2 protein-coding genes and 1 pseudogene are annotated in these 1,569 nt (G+C 56.4%); 2 read left to right on the top strand and 1 reads right to left on the bottom strand.

The features are described 5' to 3' along the window. Positions 1-103: pseudogene (locus tag GV832_RS21625) on the top strand (IS5/IS1182 family transposase); the annotation flags it as partial. Here GV832_RS21625 and GV832_RS21620 read toward each other — a convergent pair. Next, complete coding sequence (locus GV832_RS21620; RefSeq protein WP_227754615.1) at positions 55-1,227, bottom strand: endonuclease/exonuclease/phosphatase family protein; 1,173 nt, start codon at positions 1,225-1,227, stop codon at positions 55-57. The pseudogene GV832_RS21625 and the gene GV832_RS21620 sit on opposite strands and share 49 nt — an antisense overlap. 103 nt (positions 1,228-1,330) lie before the next feature. Between GV832_RS21620 and GV832_RS22240 the strand changes: the two genes are divergently transcribed. Next, on the top strand, positions 1,331-1,569 hold a 239-nt coding region (locus GV832_RS22240), incomplete at its 3' end, for a hypothetical protein (RefSeq protein ID WP_227754614.1).

Here is a 1,569-nt window from a genome sequence, read left to right as displayed (position 1 = left end):
CCGCCTCAAGGACTGGCGCAGGATCGCAACCCGCTACGACAGATGTCCCAAGGTCTACCTCTCGGCCATCGCACTCGCCGCAACTGTCATCTTCTGGCTCTGAAACTCAATGAGTCCTGAACCTAGATCGACCCAAAGCGCGGCATGATCCGACGCTGCGTCCTCCTTGCGGGTAAGCTCCGAGTAAACCTCCCAACGCTTTGGTTTGGACCCTGGCCACATACCCTCGCGGAACACGCCGCCGGCAACGACCCTTTCAAACAGCTTCGGCGAAAGCAGGATATAATCGATCTTGTTGTCCGCGTTGCAGAGCCCGTAGGTGCCCGGATATCCGCCGTTGCTGAAAGCTGGATGTTCGAAGATGTCTTTCAGCGTGCTGCCTTCGAGCAGGGGTTTAAGTGGTCCACTATCCGGAGTGTCGTTCAGATCACCGATGACCGCGATGTAATCGATACCCGATGAAATCCTTTGATTGTAGATTTTCGCGATCTTGTCAGCCTGCGCCTTGCGGCGCGCGTCAGAACTATCCTTCTCACCATAGCCTTTGCTCTTTAGATGGTTAACCATGATCAGAAGGCGCGCGCCCTTGGGCGTCGTGACTTCGAACTCTGGGCAGTCGCGCGAGAAAATGGGTTGCTCGTTCGCCATCCGATCGTCGACATGGCTCCTCATCAAGCCGATTGGAAAGCCTTCGCGGCACATTAGACCGACATCTATGCCGCGCTCGTCATTGCCGTCGATCACCATGACATGTCGGAACGCCTTGCCACCAAGTGCGGGAATTATCTCAGAGTTGAACGCCGCGAGGACCGGTCTGCTCTCAGCCTCGACGACACCCAGCACATCTGCACGGATGTCGTTCATGACCCGTGCGGTATTGCGCGTTGCATGCTCACTGAGAGGCTCATCGCGCAGTTCTAGCGACCCAACCCAATCAGATCGCCCATCGGCGGTGATCGTAACGCCGCCAGTCTTTGGACGCTTGAGCAATCCGCCTTTGTTGCGACGCAAAACGACAAAGGGGCCAGTATCGGACTTTTCGAGACCGAGCAGGGCCATCAGATCCACCATGCGGTCCTTGTCGGCGCTGCTATAGGTGATCTGGCCAAGCAGCCCGTTCAAGGCGGCGAAAGCCTCTAATACAGGCCGACCCTCTTCCCAAGAGTCGAAATTCATAGCTTTCGCTCGATCAAAGAGATTTTCGACATTGTAAACCGCAAGCCGCATAATATCCCTCCTCGTTTTCCCATTCAGATGGTTACACTGAGATATCACAAGAGCGCTACGAAAATTGAAGGTTGGATCATTGCCAGGCCCCCAGGGCGAGACCTTGTTGCGATTCCAGCCGAACGCCGACTTCTTGGAATGCGGAAACGCGGCAAATGTCGAGGTCGACTGGCTGCTATGGGCCGAACAGTTCGATGAGGCCCGGGTCTTTGCCCGGGCGGAGGCTGTGTGGAAACTCGGCGGCCCCAACCGACTGGGCCGCAAGTTCAGCCAGTTTCTAGATTTTGGCTCAGATTGGTCACACGTTTCGTTTTGGGCGCCTCCGGTGGCCAGCGAGAAGCC

The organism is Stagnihabitans tardus (genome assembly GCF_009925085.1).
Classification (GTDB): domain Bacteria; phylum Pseudomonadota; class Alphaproteobacteria; order Rhodobacterales; family Rhodobacteraceae; genus Stagnihabitans; species Stagnihabitans tardus.
This window is presented reverse-complemented; position numbering and strand designations above follow the sequence as displayed.